This is a genomic window from Hoeflea sp. Naph1, from assembly GCF_046837775.1.
Classification (GTDB): Bacteria; Pseudomonadota; Alphaproteobacteria; order Rhizobiales; family Rhizobiaceae; genus Hoeflea.
The window spans coordinates 3254633-3268524 of record NZ_CP177286.1 but is presented as its reverse complement, the minus strand read 5'-3'; the positions used below and the strand labels follow the sequence as shown (position 1 = coordinate 3268524).

Here is a 13892-nt window from a genome sequence, read left to right as displayed (position 1 = left end):
GTGAAACCGAACATGACCATTCTTACCGGTCTCAAACGTTTTGGCGCGGGTATGATCGTGGCGTCGAGCCTCGTCGCTGCAGGCCACTCTGCCTCGGCACAGGACATCAGCGACGCTCATCTGGCTGCCGCCCGCGCAGCGATCACCGCGCTCGGCTCGACCGATCAGTTCGATGCCATCATCCCGGCAACCGCCGAGCAGCTGAAGACCTCGCTGATTCGCGCCAATGCCGACCTGCAGGAAGTCATCAGCACGACGATCGACGAGGAAGCGCTGAAGATTGTTCCGCGTCGCGGCGATCTGGAACGTGAAGCCGCGCAGATCTATGCCAAGGCCTTCACCCAGGAGGAACTGACGGCGATTGCCGAGTTCTACACCTCGCCTCCCGGCAAGAAGCTGATCGAGAACGGTCCGCTGGTCACCCGCGAACTGATCAAGTCCGCTGAAATCTGGTCCTCCGGAATTTCGCGCGATCTGGCTGAAAACGTCAACAAGTCGCTGCAGGAAACCATTGGCGCACGGCCGAAGGTCAACGTCGAATAGTCCTGACCCGGCCGACCAATGGTCAATGATGGGGCAAAATCGTCAGGTCGCGGCTTTCACAATGCCGTGTAGAGGCTCGTAATCGGAAGCCCGGGATCGTTCCCGGGCTTTTATTTTTATCCCGCATGATTACAAGATCCGGTGGGCTTTTGGTCCCGGGCATCCAATTGGTTGTTTGGCGCCGTTACAGTTTGAACCAATGCAGCCACGTCGTTGTTCAAATCAGTTCAATTGAACGCGACATGCAGTAGGGTAACCACGCCCTTGTTGAAAAATGCCGGAAGGATGCCGCCGATGAGCGATTTTGAGTATGACCTGTTTGTCATCGGTGGTGGCTCGGGTGGCGTGCGCGCCGCACGGCTGGCCGCGGGGCTGGGCAAGAAAGTGGCGATTGCCGAGGAATACCGGTTCGGCGGCACCTGCGTGATCCGCGGCTGCGTGCCCAAGAAACTGTTTGTCTATGCGTCGCAATATTCCGAGCATTTCGAGGATGCCCGTGGGTACGGCTGGACGGTCGGGGCATCGAGCTTTGACTGGCCGACGCTGATTGCCAACAAGGACCGGGAGATCGACCGGCTCGAAGGGCTGTACCGTCACGGGTTGGAAAATGCCGGCGCAGAGATCATCGCCTCGCGCGCCGAGCTTACCGGACCGCATTCGGTGCTGATCAAGGCGAGCGGCAAGACCGTCACCGCCAAACACATCCTGATTGCCGTTGGTGGCAAACCCAACCCGCATGCCTCGCTGCCGGGCCACGAATTGTGCATCAGTTCCAACGAAGCCTTTCATCTCGAGACCCTGCCCGAGGCGATCGTGATCGCCGGCGGCGGTTATATCGCGGTGGAATTTGCCAATATTTTCCACGGGCTCGGGGTCGACACGACGCTTATTTATCGGGGCAAGGAGATCCTGTCGCGGTTTGACCAGGACATGCGCCGCGGCCTGCATACGGCGATGGAAGAGAAGGGCATCCGCATTCTCTGCCACGAAATATTCGAGAAGATCGAACGCGGCGCCGATGGACGGCTGCTGGCCCATACCTCGGCCGGCAAGACGCTTGTGGCCGATCAGGTGATGTTGGCACTCGGACGTGATCCCAACACCGATGGCCTCGGGCTGAAAGCAGCGGGCGTCGAGACCGGACAGAAAGGCGAGATCATGGTCGACGAGTTCTCGCGCACCAATGTCGAGAGCATCTACGCGGTCGGCGATGTCACCGACCGGGTGCAACTCACCCCGGTGGCGATCCATGAGGCGATGTGCCTGATCGATACGCTTTACCGCGATAACCCGTCTTCACCCGATCACGACCTGATCCCGACCGCGGTGTTCTCGCAGCCGGAAATCGGCACGGTCGGATTTTCGGAAGAAGCCGCGGCGAAAAAATATGACGAGCTGGAAATCTACCGCGCCGAATTCCGGCCGATGAAGGCGACGCTGTCGGGCCGCTCGGAAAAGACCATCATGAAAATGATCGTCAACGCCGCCGACCGCAAAGTGGTGGGCCTGCACATTCTTGGTCACGAGGCCGGCGAAATGGCACAGACGCTCGGCATCGCGCTCAAGGCCGGCTGCACCAAGGATGATTTTGACCGCACCATGGCGGTCCATCCCACCGCCTCGGAAGAGCTGGTTACGATGTACAAGCCGAGTTATCTGGTAAAGGCTGGCGAGCGGGTCTGATACGGGGGGAGAGCTGATTGAACCGCCAGGCCTTTTTCCAGCATCTGACCGAGACTGATCCGCGGCTGTTTGCCGGCGGCATGACGGCGGCGCAGCGGGCAGGACTGGAGGTCAAACTCGATGTCTGGGCCAGGTGGTATGCTGCCGATCATCCCGTTACCTATCTGGCTGCCGCGCTCGGCCAGATCCATCGCGAGACCGGCGGCCGTATGGAGCCGGTGCTCGAGGCGTTCGCGCCCGACCGCGCCACGTCCGCCGATCGGCTGCAGAAGGCGTTTGACGCGGGCCGGCTGAGCTGGGTCAAATCACCTTACTGGCTCACCGACGAGACCGGGCGTCACCCCGTCGGCGGTGGCGATATCCAGCTCACACACCGGCGCAACTACGTCAACGCCGAGGAAAAACTCAGACAGCGTTTTGGCGTCAGCGTCGGTCTGGCTGAGGATTATGACCTGATCCTTGATCCGGTGGTTTCCGCCCATGTGGCGTTTTCCGGCATGATCGAAGGCTGGTTCCGGCCCTGCAGACTGGGTGATTTCTGTACCGCTGATGGGCTCGACTACGCTGCGGCGCGCGATATCGTCAACGGCGACGCCGGGCTGATCGGCGCGGAAATCGCCCGCAATTGCCAGATCTTCGAGGCTGCCTTGAAAGCCGCTGGCGCCGATATTGACTTCGGACCGTCGCAGGCGCCGGTCGATTGGCCGGTGCCGGAAAGACGCACGCTTTTTACGCGGATAGCATCATATTTTCAAAGGCTTGCGGGCGGGCGCGGATAGTATGATTCATCGTGTTGATGCGTTGTTTCAGGTGCCCCGACGCCGCCACCCGCCCTTCGCGGGTCAGCCTTTCAAATTCTGCTTCACCCAGCCAACAATGCCTCTGGCGTCCATCGCGCCGGCCTGGCGGGCGATCTCCTTGCCCTTGTCGAACAGGATGATCAGCGGAATGTCGCGGATCTGGAAGCGGGCGCCGACGTTTTGATGCTGCTCGGTATCGAGCTTGGCAAAACGCACCTTTGGCGACATCTCGTTCGCCGCTTGCGCAAACATCGGCCCCATCATCTTGCATGGCCCGCACCAGGGCGCCCAGAAATCGACCAGCAACGGCACCTGGTCGTTCTTCAGGTGCTTGTTGAGTTTCATCTCGTCGATATCGAACGGCGCGGCGGGAAGCAGCGCTGCCTTGCAAGCCCCGCAGGTGGGCTTGGCGCCAAGCCTGTCTTCAGGGATACGGTTGATGGCCTGGCAGGCGGGGCAAACGATGTGGATCTTGTCTGTCATGGTAGCTTCACTCGCAATCGGCGGCGCTGACGTCCACAACGTCTTCGATCACCGCGCTGGTGCCTGTGCCCACCAGCGAGGGCAGGGTGTGCAGGTGCACGCCCTCGGCATTGTGACCGGCGAGAATGGCCAACGCGCGCTCCTCGTGTTGCTCATCGCGGGTGCGAACCCAGAGCAGCAATCCGCCTGCCAGCAAATGCTTTTCGATCTCGTCGGCATGGGCCTTGCCGATCAGGTGCGCTATGACCGCGCCGACTGATCCACCGACGCCGCCGGCAATTACTGTTGCGGCGACTGCTGCCGCCAGCGCGCCGCCGGAGGCGACTACTGCCGCAGCCCCGATCATCGCCGGTACATAGACCAGAATGCCGATAACCGCGCCCATCGCATCGCCGATGGCTTCGGTTGCGACAAAGGCCGTGGTCGGCACCGCGACGCGGTCTTCAAGCTCGCGGGCGGGGATATAGGATTCATGCAGCTTTTCTTCGATGGCGGTTTCGGACGCCAGAATGCTCAAATCCATGCGGTTGAAGCCCTGGCTCAGCAGGTCATCTACTGCTGCCTGCAGATCCTCTGCGCTGTGAAAGACGCCAACGGCTTCGGTGGTGTTCTGATAGGCTGACTGGGACATGGGTTGTGCTCCGCTGATCGGGTTGTGCCTTATTGATAGCCAAAGCCCGGCGGGGAGCATTGATGTATATCATGGCCCGCGCATATATTGCCGCCAACCGCGTTGAACTACGCCAGGTTGGCTACTGAAGCCATTTGAGCCAGCGCAGTTTGGCTTTGGAAAACGGCGGATAGCGCAGCGGCACATCAAAATATTCGGACTTGGTCAGGATCGCCTTGGCATGGGAGAAGGTGTCGAACGAGGTGCGGCCGTGATAGGCGCCCATTCCGCTGGTGCCGACGCCGCCGAACGGCAAACCGGGCACCGCCAGGTGCATCACCACATCGTTGATGCAGACCCCGCCGGAGCTGGTCAGATCCATCACCTGGTCGCGGATCTGTCGGGAATTTGAAAACAGATACAGCGACAGCGGCTTGGGGCGGGCGTTGACGAAGCCAATTGCGTCCTCGATCGTGCGATAGGACACGATTGGCAGCAGCGGCCCGAAGATTTCTTCGCGCATGAGGGCCGCTTCCGGTTCGACCCCGGTGAGGACGGTCGGCGCGATGTAGCGAATGGCTCGGTCGGTCTGGCCGCCCGCGGCAATCGTGCCGCCCGACATCAAACCTTCGACACGGTCGAAATGGCGATCACTGACCAGCCGCGCGTAATCCGGGCTGGTCTTCGGGTCCTCACCGAAAAAGGCTGTGATTGCTGTTTTCAGATGCGTGACGAATTGACGAGCCATCTGGTCCTGCACCAGCAGGTAATCGGGAGCGATGCAGGTCTGGCCGGCATTGAGGAATTTGCCCCACACCACCCGTCTGGCCGCGAGCGCGAGATCGCAATCGGTGTGGATGATGCAGGGGCTCTTGCCGCCCAGCTCCAGCGTTACCGGGGTCAGATGTTTGGCGGCGGCGGTCATGACGATCCTGCCGATGTTCTCGCTGCCGGTGAAGAAGATATGGTCAAAACGCTCGGCCAGCAGCGCGGTCGAGGTGTCGGCGTCACCTTCGACCACGCAAATTGCTTCCCCATCCATGTAGGCGGGGATCAGCCGGGCCAGCAGCGCCGACGTGTGGGCGGAGACCTCGGAGGGTTTCAAGACCGCGCAATTGCCCGCGGCAATCGCCCCGATCAGCGGCATCAGCGTGAGGTAGACCGGGTAATTCCACGGCGCGATGATCAGCACCACGCCCAGCGGCTCCGGTCTGATGCGGCTGTGCCCGGGCTGGGCGGCCAGCGGTGTAAAGACCTTGCGCGGTCGCATCCACGCTTTCAGATGCGAAAGCGCATGGCCAATCTCCGAGAGCACCGTGCCGGTTTCCGTCATTCGTGCCTCAAAGCCGGATTTGCCGAGATCGGCGTGCAGCGCGGCATCGATGGCGCTCTCATTGTCCTCGACCATGGCCTTGAGGCGCAGCAACTGCGTGCGCCGCCATTCCGCCGGTCTTGTCTTGTGGGTCTGGAATGTGGCGCGGAGGTTGGCGACGCTGTCGGAAGGATGGGTCATATGGGGTGCCGGGATTTGATGGTTAGGCCGTCATTCTGTATGATCCATCCTTAACGAAACAGCGCGCCTGTGAACAGCTTCGACGCCAGCCAACATGATTGGCCGGTGGTCGCGGCGGCGGCGCAAACAGTGCAGGCAGAATAAGTGATCAAGGATTTGAGGTATCTGGCCGATGCGGGTGAACTCGTCGGCTATTTCGGCTATGGCTCGCTGGTCAACCGCGCCACGCTCAGAACTGAAATTGTCGCGGCCTTTCCCGCCCGGCTCAACGGCTGGCGGCGAACCTGGCGGCCGCAGCCGGTGATGGCACATGCGGCGGTTCCCGGCGCCGACCCGGCAATTGGCGGCGGGGCTGGCAATGCCTTCACCCCGGCGCTGCTGACCGCGCATCGCGCGCCGCAGGCGGCCATCGACGGGCTTCTGGTGATTGATCTGCGCGTTAATCTGCCCGCCGTCGATGCCCGTGAGCGCCATTATCACCGGCGCGACATCGGCCCCGGCGATCTTGAATTCTATGGCTCCGCGCCCGATATCGGCTGTACGTTGCATGTCTACGAGGCGCGCAGCGAGTTGCCGTCGGCTGAGGGCGCCACGCCGATCCTGCGGTCCTATCTCGATGCGGTGATGCAGGGTTTTTGCACCGAGTTCGGCGAGGACGGGTTGATGCGTTTCGTGGCCGAGACCGACGATTTTCACACGCCGATCCACGAGGACCGGCATGCGCCGCTGTATCCGCGCTCGGTGCAGCTGTCGGCGCGGGAAATCGACCTGTTCGACGCGGCGCTGGGGCAGAGGCCGATAGGTCAGTTCATGCGTGGGCAGGTGCTGTCAGACGACTGATTCGCCGCTTCGGGTTTGCAGCGCGTCAAACTACCGCTATAAGCCCGTGCGAAACGCTATGGCAGCGTGCGCCAGATCTGGTGTATTCGCTGCCGCCGCATTATCAAATTGCGCCTGCGCCCTGTTCAATTCACTCTTGATTGACAGGTGCAGACGCTGAATCCGCGGGCGCGTTGCCTGCCTCAACACGGTGAACGACATGGCACAGAACTGGACCCCATCAAGCTGGCGCAACAAACCGATCCAGCAGGTCCCGGATTATCCGGATGCAGAGGCGCTGAAGGCGACCGAAGCGCGGCTGGCCAAGTTTCCCCCCTTGGTTTTTGCGGGTGAGGCCCGCCGGTTGACGTCGGCGCTGGCCGAAGTCTCCGAAGGCAGGGGCTTTCTGCTTCAGGGTGGCGATTGCGCCGAAAGCTTCGCCGAGCACGAAGCCGACAATATCCGCGATTTCTTCCGCGTGTTCCTGCAGATGGCCGTGGTGCTGACCTTTGGTGCCCAGCAGCCTGTGGTCAAGATCGGCCGCATTGCTGGTCAGTTCGCCAAGCCGCGCTCGTCCAACATCGAAAAGAAGGACGGCATCGAGCTTCCGAGCTACCGTGGCGACATCATCAACGGCATCGATTTCAACGAAACCTCGCGGGTTCCCGATCCGGAGCGCCAGGTCGCGGCCTACCGGCAGTCGGCGGCAACGCTCAACCTGCTGCGCGCCTTCGCTCAGGGCGGTTACGCCAATCTCGACAACGTCCATCAGTGGATGCTCGGCTTCGTCAAGGATAGCCCGCAGGCCGAGCGCTACCGGGCGCTTGCCGACCGGATTTCCGAGACCATGGATTTCATGAAGGCGATCGGCATTACCGCCGACAACCAGTCCAATCTGCGTGAGACCGATTTCTTCACCAGCCACGAAGCCTTGCTGCTTGGCTATGAAGAAGCCATGACCCGTATCGATTCGACCTCGGGTGATTACTACGCCACATCAGGCCACATGATCTGGCTCGGCGACCGGACCCGGCAGACTGACCATGCCCATGTCGAATTTGCCCGCGGCATCAAGAACCCGATCGGTCTCAAATGCGGCCCGTCGCTCGATCCCGACGAACTGTTGACGCTGATCGACATTCTCAACCCGGCCAACGAGGCCGGTCGGCTGACGTTGATCGCCCGTTTCGGTCACGACAAGGTGGCCGATCATCTGCCCAAGCTGATCCGCGCCGTCGAGCGCGAGGGCCGCAAGGTGGTGTGGTCGTGCGATCCGATGCACGGCAACACGATCACGCTCAATTCCTACAAGACCCGCCCGTTCGAGCGGATCCTGTCGGAAGTGGATTCGTTCTTCCAGATCCACCGCGCCGAGGGCACACATCCCGGCGGCATTCATATCGAGATGACCGGCAAGAACGTCACCGAATGCACCGGCGGCGCCCGCGCACTCACCGGCGAGGACCTGCAGGACCGCTATCACACCCATTGCGACCCGCGTCTCAACGCCGACCAGGCGCTGGAACTCGCCTTCCTCGTCGCCGAACGCATGAAGGGCGGCCGGGACGAGCAGAAGGCGGTTGTGAACGGGTAAGGTTCACGCCTCCTAATTGATACGAATACGAAAAACACCGGGGGCAGCCCCGGCGTTTTTGGTTTTTGGGTGTGTGGTTTCTGTCCGGCGTCTCTCCAGCTTCAGTCCCCTCGTTTCGTCATCCTCGGCCTCCGAGCCGAGGATCCATACCGTGATTTATCCGCGTCCACAGTATGAGTGGAGATTGCGGAATGGATCCTTGGGTCGGGGCCCAAGGATGACGGCGGTGGGGTTTTGGCTTTAGAAAAAAAAGCATTTGGGCTAGGGGCTGTTGACGTTTACCGTGTGTGAATGAGCGTTGCGGCAATTGAGATGAAGGCTTTGAAACTCTGGTCGGTTTTGCAAGAGCGCATTGCTATCCCTCTGTTTTCCTTCAGTTTGCCAAAGTAGTTTTCGATCAAATGCCGCCATTTGTAGGTTTCCTTGTCGAACTCTGCCGGGAACCTCCGGTTGGATTTTGGCGGTATGACCGGGGTTATGGGGAGTGTCATAAACTCTGTGTATCTGGCCCGGCCCATGCGGGTTTCAGATATGGTCACGCATTGAAGCGCTCGTCGAACATGATAGCGAATTGATTGCGGGCAGCAAACCATTCGCGGACATTTCTGCCGCCTTTCTCAAAGTTGCGAATGGCCAGATAGATCAGTTTTGTGGCGGCTTCTTCGGTCGGGAATGATCCGCGCGTCTTGATTGATTTTCGGATCACGCGGTTCAGGCTTTCGATGGCATTCGTTGTATAAATGATCTTGCGGATCGCCGGATCGAAGGCGAAGAACGGGATCACTTCGGCCCAGGCCCTCCGCCAGGCCGGGCCTATGGAGGCGTATTTTCCGGCCCATTTCCCCTCGAACGCGTCCAACTCGGCCGCCGCTTGGTCGGCGGTCGCAGCGCTGTAAATCCGGCGCAGATCAACGGCCACGATCTTGCGGTCCTTCCAACTGCAAAAGTTCAGGGAATGGCGCACCAAATGCACGATGCAGGTCTGCACCGTAGCTTCCGGAAAGGCTGCGGTAATAGCCTCAGGAAAGCCCTTGAGCCCGTCCACAACAGCGATCAGAATGTCCTGCACACCCCGGTTTTTCAGTTCGGTCATCACCGACAGCCAAAACTTGGCCCCTTCATTGTCAGCGATCCACAGGCCCAACACCTCACGCACACCGTCGCGTGAGACGCCCAGGGCTATGTAGACGGCTTTGTTCTTGACCATACGGCTATCAGCGTCACGGATTTTGACCCGCAATGCGTCGAAGATGACGATGGGATACATCCGCTCCAGCGCCCGTGATTGCCATTCCCGAACCTCGTTCAACACGGCGTCGGTCACGCGGCTAATCAGGTCGGGCGAGACCTGCAGGCCATAGACATCTTCGAGATGGGCGCGGATGTCTCGCACCGTCAGCCCCGCCGCGTAGAGACTGATGATCTTGTCATCCATCCCGTCGATCCGGGTCTGGCCCTTCCTCACCAACTCCGGCTCGAAACTGCCATCCCGGTCCCGCGGCACGGCAATCGGCACTTCGCCGTCTTGACTCTTCAGGCGCTTGCTGGATGTGCCGTTGCGCCGGTTGGATTGGTCGCGCGGCGCGTCCTTGCCCTCTTCATAGCCCAGATGCGCCGTCAGCTCGGCACCCAGCATCCGCTCCATGAGCTTGATCCTGAGCTCTTTCATCAGCCCGGCATCGCCAAGCAAATCTTCAGGCCGCTCGCAGCCCTTCAGAAGTTCGTCCAGCAGTTCCTTGGAAATCGTCATAGTCCTTGCTCCTCTCAGGAAGCATGGACCAAAGCGCAGTTACACAGAAGACCGGACACTCTCGGGTTATGCCGCGATCCAGCAGGCCATTGCGCAGCCAATCCGCGTCAAAGGCCCTGTCCGCCAGCAAATATCCGGCGGACAAGCCGCTGATCAACGCATCGGTCTCGCGCAGATCATGAGCTTGCCCGGGCATCAGACAGAAATCGACGAGATTACCGAGCGCATCCGTCAGAGCCAGTATCTTTGTCGTTATGCCGCCGCGTGAGCGTCCAATGGCCTGGCAGAGAGTCCCCCTTTTGCGCCCTGACCCGAGCGATGAACCTTGACGATAGTACCGTCGATCATTGCGTATTCCAGATCGGCGTCTGAGGCTAATGCTTTGAACATACAATAGAAAGCATCCGCTTTGACCCATCTGCGGAACCGCTTGAATACAGAATTCCATTTGCCAAACTCACCCGGCAATTCGCGCCATTGCGCGCCCGTGCGGACGATCCAGAGGACTGCCTCCATGAAAAGTCGTGGGTCACGTCCGGTTTGTCCGGGATCGGTGGTTTTACCCAGGCAGTATGGTTCGATGATCGCCCATTGCGAATTGGATAGGACTCTTCGGGTCAAGGTTACTCTCCTCCGTTTGCAACCTTGAATCAGAAGTCAGGTGATTTGGGAATCCCGAACGTCAACAGGCCCTAATTAACTCCACAAGCTGTCGAGGAAGTTTTTCGCGGCCTTGACCAGAGCTTTGACGGTCTCAGAGTCCGATACGGTCGAGGCTTGGGCAGCGCGAAAAACCAGCTTGTCCAGCGTACCACTCTGGTCAAACAGCCAGCGTTTCTTGATCTCTTGCGGTGTCGCCCGGTCATCCGGAGATAGAAACATATCTTCTTGAGGCGGTTGTGGTTTTGTCCTCAGGCTTTCAATGTCACGCCGCTGACGTTCGCGCAATTCCATGGTGGCGTGGAATTCTTCAGTCACTTGCCCGACTTCAAATGCATCCTCGGCACGCGCCGCAAAATTACGGTGTGCGGACCCAAGAGCCGCATCGTCAAATTTTTCCGGATTGGTGGATGTGCGCTCAATGGAGAAGTCGCGAAGCATCATCAGCGGGAAGTGTTGCCGCATCTTTTCATGCATTTCAAATATATGGCTGAAAGCGGTTTTCATCCCGCTCCCATACCAACCGGGTTGATACTCTTCTGCGTCCTTGAGTTCAGCCCGTATGATGCCGTCGCAGCGGTTCAGGTCTGCCAGATTTGGCGAAGCCCCCTTTGTCATCAGCTCAGATTTGTAATCTTGCAGACTATTGAGCAGCATCGGCGAACAATTTGCAGCTTTCAATGACGCAATTATCCTGTCGAGCGCCTTTCGCATGGATTCGGGTAGAGTCGCCAGTTCATCATCAATGAAGGGTGCTTCGAGTGTCGTGTCTTCAATCCCGATTATGCCGGCTGCCGTGATGATTGGCAGCGGAGTTGCATAATCTGCTGCGATCTTGCGGGACTTCGTAGCGTTGAACGGGGTCCCGTCCCACGTCAGGGCGTCGATGATGGCTTCGCGAGACTTCGCTTCGCTCAGATTGTAAAGCGGCACGTAGACGGTTTGTTTCATCAGCGGCAAGACCGTACAGGGTTTGATCATGAAGCCGACGATCAGCCGTTTTCTCCCGAGCGGATCCTTGTAATAGGCGGTATTCCATTCAGCTTGGCAGATGTCGGAAACTATGTAGTCTGGTGAATAGATCGGCACGAACCGGTTCATGCCTCCCAAGCCCTCGTTCATTTCGGCAACGAAGTTGCTTCCAGGGGGCATGTCTTTGTATTGGGCAAAAACGATTGCGCCAGCCTCTTCGATGATCGTGCCGATGCGTTTTGTGGTTTCCAAATCTGATGCTGTGTAGCTGATGAAAACGGTTTGAGTGTCTTCGTCCTCTTTAAAAATGTCTTCTTCAATCCTCGCTTCTGTAACCCAACGCAATATTTCGCGGTTGATCTCTTCCGGATCGCGTTCCCAAAAATTGTCACTACGCTCATCACTCAGCGCGATGCGTTCTTCCAATTCCCATGCGGTTTCATATGGTAGGCTCCAAGGCGGGCGGCCATTAGCAACATTTATGTACCATTCATCCCAGATCATCCAATTGGATGAAGGGGCGTCTCGAGCGTTTGATGGATAATCTAGATCGGCAAGTTCGAGGCCAAACCCTGATGTTGCCAGCACCCACCAGTCAGGCGGATCACCATCTAGCCACAGCGGAGATAACGAGAGTGCCACCGGCGTGGGACCTAGAACTAATGCACGTGCATCCTCAGTGACTGCGGCCCATATGTGATCTCTAATTACGCGATCTAAAATTGGTTTTGATAATTGCGTAAAGTCTACCTTGGAATTCGCTGCAAAGCGTATAGCGGAAGCAGCTGGAGAATCAGTCAGTGATGTGACGCCAGATTGAGCGACTGCTTTGGCTACGCGTGCCGGCTCATAAGCTGTTTCTATTGATCGAGACCTAGTCACTGCCAATGAAACCAGTATTGCTCGAAAAAGAACAATCGCCAACTGTCTGGATTGTTCGGGATTCGCGAGATTGTTAATGTCTGAAAACGTTATAGGGAGCAAACGTAGTGCATTGCGTAGTGATAACACCCTCACAACAGATTTAATTGAGTCTTCTGGTATGCTCTGAAGCCATTCTTCAAAGCTTTGCCTATCAGAAAACCCACCCTCCAGTACCGGTGGCAATCTGTCCGCCATAGCGCGTCCTCCCTACCTCCATAGGTAGCGATTGGGTCTGGCCATGCAAGCGACTTTTACCGCTGTCCACCTCATGTCGCAAATGTCAGTAGCATGGCAGCGCCGGCCCATGCTTGTATCGCCTCCAATCCGATTCACATCCATTGGAGGTCCCATGTCAGACGATCAGGCCCGCACCGGGAGGTGCAATTGCGGCGCGGTCACATTCCGCACCACCGGTCCCTTGCGCGAGGTCGTTGCCTGTCATTGTTCGCAGTGTCGGCATCAGTCGGGGCTCTATTTCGCCGCCACCAATGTGCCCGATGACAACATCGAGATTGCCGGTGAGGCCAACATCACCTGGTATCAGGCCTCCGATGTTGCCAAACGCGGGTTCTGCACCACCTGCGGCTCGGCGCTGTTCTGGAAACATCAGGCAGATAAGCACATCTCGGTGCTGGCGGGCGCCTTCGACCAGCCGACCGGTCTTGCCATCACCAAGCACATCTTCTGCGCCGACAAGGGTGATTTTTACGAGATCACTGATGGATTGCCGCAATATGAGAAGGGTTCGGCGGGGTTGTTGGTGGCGGAGTGACGTGGAGTGGCACCGCTTGGCACATTTGTCCGTCGTCATCCTAGGCCCCCGAGCCTAGGATCCATTCCGCAATCCCTCCAAAATGTTAGAGTTGTTGAAGGTTCACTGTATGGATCCTCGGCTCGGGGGCCGAGGATGGCGAAAATCGTTAAGCTCGCACAAATTCCCCTTCATTTTGTCCACACTCTTCAAACCCCATGCCACACTTGACGTGCTCCCGCTGCCGGATGGATCGCGAACGGTTCGAGCCAGGTGGGAGGAAGGCCTTCCGGATTTTGCCGTAACGTGCGGCTGAGCCCGGGAGGAGGTGGTGACCAGCGTGGCTCCGTTGGCGGGTCTGTTCATCCTGTGCGGATGGCAGGATTCAGCCAGCCACCGGTCCGTCCTCGGGCTCTGTGCCTCGCGTGTTGCGGGCGCGGAACCGGACAGCGGGCCGGGCCTGTGGCGACGCCTGACCCCTGACCCGGGGACAGGTTGCGTGCCGGACCCCGCGCTGAAAGCTTCCGCCGCAACCCTTGTCCGGGGATGCGGTTTGGCGAAAGCCATGCAGGCCGCGTCGGGTCAAATCATCCAAGCGGTCGAGTTGAGGCCAGTCTCTGCCTGTCGGATGCGGACATCATCCGGCGAAGATCGGGCCGCGCGCGTGCTGCGCCACCCATTTTCAATTTCCGTTAGGCAACGCTCGCGTGCGGCCCTCCGGACCTCATCTTGTTGCCCCGTCGGATCTGTCCGTGCGGGCGCATCGCCATGCCGGTTTGCTTGCGGTCCA

Annotated in this window: 14 protein-coding genes; 7 read left to right on the top strand and 7 right to left on the bottom strand. The window is 59.0% G+C overall.

Going from position 1 to position 13892, the window contains the following annotated elements; genetic code table 11:
- Positions 1–12: 12 nt before the first annotated feature.
- From ACK6D9_RS15720 to ACK6D9_RS15710, 3 genes are all read left to right on the top strand, one after another.
- Entirely contained in the window at positions 13–543 is a 531-nt protein-coding gene (locus ACK6D9_RS15720; protein ID WP_322990270.1) for a DUF2059 domain-containing protein, read from the top strand.
- Positions 544–837: 294 nt separating this feature from the next.
- Complete coding sequence (gor, locus tag ACK6D9_RS15715; RefSeq protein ID WP_322990269.1) at positions 838–2226, top strand: glutathione-disulfide reductase; 1389 nt, start codon at positions 838–840, stop codon at positions 2224–2226.
- Positions 2227–2243: 17 nt separating this feature from the next.
- The gene (locus ACK6D9_RS15710) at positions 2244–3005 is read left to right on the top strand and encodes a hypothetical protein (protein ID WP_412049208.1); all 762 of its coding nucleotides are present in this window, start codon (positions 2244–2246) and stop codon (positions 3003–3005) included.
- A gap of 63 nt (positions 3006–3068) precedes the next feature.
- Here ACK6D9_RS15710 and trxC read toward each other — a convergent pair whose 3' ends face one another.
- The 3 genes from trxC to ACK6D9_RS15695 form a co-directional block, all read right to left on the bottom strand.
- Positions 3069–3509: a thioredoxin TrxC gene (gene trxC / locus ACK6D9_RS15705; RefSeq protein ID WP_412049207.1), complete on the bottom strand. Its 441-nt coding sequence runs from the start codon at positions 3507–3509 to the stop codon at positions 3069–3071.
- Positions 3510–3516: 7 nt separating this feature from the next.
- Positions 3517–4140: a hypothetical protein gene (locus tag ACK6D9_RS15700; protein ID WP_412049206.1), complete on the bottom strand. Its 624-nt coding sequence runs from the start codon at positions 4138–4140 to the stop codon at positions 3517–3519.
- A 121-nt stretch (positions 4141–4261) separates the two neighbouring features.
- Entirely contained in the window at positions 4262–5632 is a 1371-nt protein-coding gene (locus tag ACK6D9_RS15695; protein ID WP_412049205.1) for an aldehyde dehydrogenase family protein, read from the bottom strand.
- A gap of 144 nt (positions 5633–5776) precedes the next feature.
- Between ACK6D9_RS15695 and ACK6D9_RS15690 the strand changes: the two genes are divergently transcribed.
- Both ACK6D9_RS15690 and ACK6D9_RS15685 read left to right on the top strand, forming a co-directional pair.
- Positions 5777–6472: a gamma-glutamylcyclotransferase gene (locus ACK6D9_RS15690; protein WP_322991061.1), complete on the top strand. Its 696-nt coding sequence runs from the start codon at positions 5777–5779 to the stop codon at positions 6470–6472.
- 199 nt (positions 6473–6671) lie between these two features.
- A complete protein-coding gene (locus tag ACK6D9_RS15685) occupies positions 6672–8045 on the top strand; it encodes a class II 3-deoxy-7-phosphoheptulonate synthase (RefSeq protein WP_412049204.1) in 1374 nt (457 codons plus the stop codon).
- Between the two features lie 278 nt (positions 8046–8323).
- On the opposite strand, the gene ACK6D9_RS15680 is transcribed toward ACK6D9_RS15685, so the two are convergent.
- Both ACK6D9_RS15680 and ACK6D9_RS15675 read right to left on the bottom strand, forming a co-directional pair.
- The gene (locus ACK6D9_RS15680) at positions 8324–8536 is read right to left on the bottom strand and encodes a hypothetical protein (protein ID WP_412049203.1); all 213 of its coding nucleotides are present in this window, start codon (positions 8534–8536) and stop codon (positions 8324–8326) included.
- A gap of 44 nt (positions 8537–8580) precedes the next feature.
- Positions 8581–9795: an IS256 family transposase gene (locus ACK6D9_RS15675; RefSeq protein ID WP_412049202.1), complete on the bottom strand. Its 1215-nt coding sequence runs from the start codon at positions 9793–9795 to the stop codon at positions 8581–8583.
- Between ACK6D9_RS15675 and ACK6D9_RS15670 the strand changes: the two genes are divergently transcribed.
- Positions 9782–10063, top strand: a complete 282-nt coding sequence (locus ACK6D9_RS15670; RefSeq protein WP_412049201.1) for a hypothetical protein — start codon at positions 9782–9784, stop codon at positions 10061–10063. The genes ACK6D9_RS15675 and ACK6D9_RS15670 overlap by 14 nt on opposite strands.
- Here ACK6D9_RS15670 and ACK6D9_RS15665 read toward each other — a convergent pair.
- Both ACK6D9_RS15665 and ACK6D9_RS15660 read right to left on the bottom strand, forming a co-directional pair.
- Positions 10048–10416: a transposase gene (locus ACK6D9_RS15665; protein ID WP_412049200.1), complete on the bottom strand. Its 369-nt coding sequence runs from the start codon at positions 10414–10416 to the stop codon at positions 10048–10050. The genes ACK6D9_RS15670 and ACK6D9_RS15665 overlap by 16 nt on opposite strands.
- A 75-nt stretch (positions 10417–10491) precedes the next feature.
- Entirely contained in the window at positions 10492–12546 is a 2055-nt protein-coding gene (locus ACK6D9_RS15660; protein WP_412049199.1) for a toll/interleukin-1 receptor domain-containing protein, read from the bottom strand.
- 154 nt (positions 12547–12700) lie between these two features.
- Here ACK6D9_RS15660 and ACK6D9_RS15655 point away from each other — a divergent pair, with 154 nt between their 5' ends.
- Positions 12701–13123 (top strand): GFA family protein, encoded by a 423-nt coding sequence (locus ACK6D9_RS15655; RefSeq protein ID WP_412049198.1) that lies wholly within the window; start codon positions 12701–12703, stop codon positions 13121–13123.
- The last annotated feature ends 769 nt before the right edge of the window (positions 13124–13892 follow it).

What these genes read in the sequence shown, in the direction of transcription:
- ACK6D9_RS15675 (WP_412049202.1), bottom strand. Translation starts at nt 9,795, where the DNA reads ATGACGATTTCCAAGGAACTGCTGGACGAACTTCTGAAGGGCTGCGAG.
- trxC (WP_412049207.1), bottom strand. Translation starts at nt 3,509, where the DNA reads ATGACAGACAAGATCCACATCGTTTGCCCCGCCTGCCAGGCCATCAAC.
- ACK6D9_RS15685 (WP_412049204.1), top strand. Translation starts at nt 6,672, where the DNA reads ATGGCACAGAACTGGACCCCATCAAGCTGGCGCAACAAACCGATCCAG.
- ACK6D9_RS15655 (WP_412049198.1), top strand. Translation starts at nt 12,701, where the DNA reads ATGTCAGACGATCAGGCCCGCACCGGGAGGTGCAATTGCGGCGCGGTC.
- ACK6D9_RS15695 (WP_412049205.1), bottom strand. Translation starts at nt 5,632, where the DNA reads ATGACCCATCCTTCCGACAGCGTCGCCAACCTCCGCGCCACATTCCAG.
- gor (WP_322990269.1), top strand. Translation starts at nt 838, where the DNA reads ATGAGCGATTTTGAGTATGACCTGTTTGTCATCGGTGGTGGCTCGGGT.
- ACK6D9_RS15700 (WP_412049206.1), bottom strand. Translation starts at nt 4,140, where the DNA reads ATGTCCCAGTCAGCCTATCAGAACACCACCGAAGCCGTTGGCGTCTTT.
- ACK6D9_RS15680 (WP_412049203.1), bottom strand. Translation starts at nt 8,536, where the DNA reads ATGACACTCCCCATAACCCCGGTCATACCGCCAAAATCCAACCGGAGG.
- ACK6D9_RS15720 (WP_322990270.1), top strand. Translation starts at nt 13, where the DNA reads ATGACCATTCTTACCGGTCTCAAACGTTTTGGCGCGGGTATGATCGTG.
- ACK6D9_RS15660 (WP_412049199.1), bottom strand. Translation starts at nt 12,546, where the DNA reads ATGGCGGACAGATTGCCACCGGTACTGGAGGGTGGGTTTTCTGATAGG.